Annotated in this window: 1 protein-coding gene; it reads left to right on the top strand. The window is 68.7% G+C overall.

The window, feature by feature from the left end; genetic code table 11:
• The coding region (locus LPA54_RS41755) for an aminotransferase class I/II-fold pyridoxal phosphate-dependent enzyme (RefSeq protein ID WP_228985560.1) at positions 1–386 on the top strand (386 nt) is incomplete at both ends.

Raw genomic sequence — 386 nt, forward strand, 5'->3', positions numbered from 1 at the left:
GACGAGATCTACGACAAGATCCTCTACGACGACGCGGAGCACGTCCCGACCGCATCCATCGCCCCCGACTTGCTCACCCTCACCTTCAACGACATGTCGAAGGCGTACCGGGTGGCCGGCTACCGGGTGGGCTGGATGTCGATCTCCGGCCCGCGCGCCCACGCCGACTCCTACATCGAGGGCCTGACGGTCCTGGCGAACATGCGCCTGTGCGCGAACATGCCGGGCCAGCACGGCGTGGTCGCCGCGCTCAGCGGCCGCCAGACGATCAACGACCTGGTCCTGCCGGGCGGACGGCTGCGCGAGCAGCGGGACGTGGCGTACGAGCTGCTCACCCAGATCCCGGGCGTGAGCTGCGTGAAGCCGAAGGGCGCGCTGTACCTGTT

Origin of the sequence: Streptomyces sp. DH12 (assembly GCF_020873895.1) — a bacterium.
Taxonomy (GTDB): domain Bacteria; phylum Actinomycetota; class Actinomycetes; order Streptomycetales; family Streptomycetaceae; genus Streptomyces.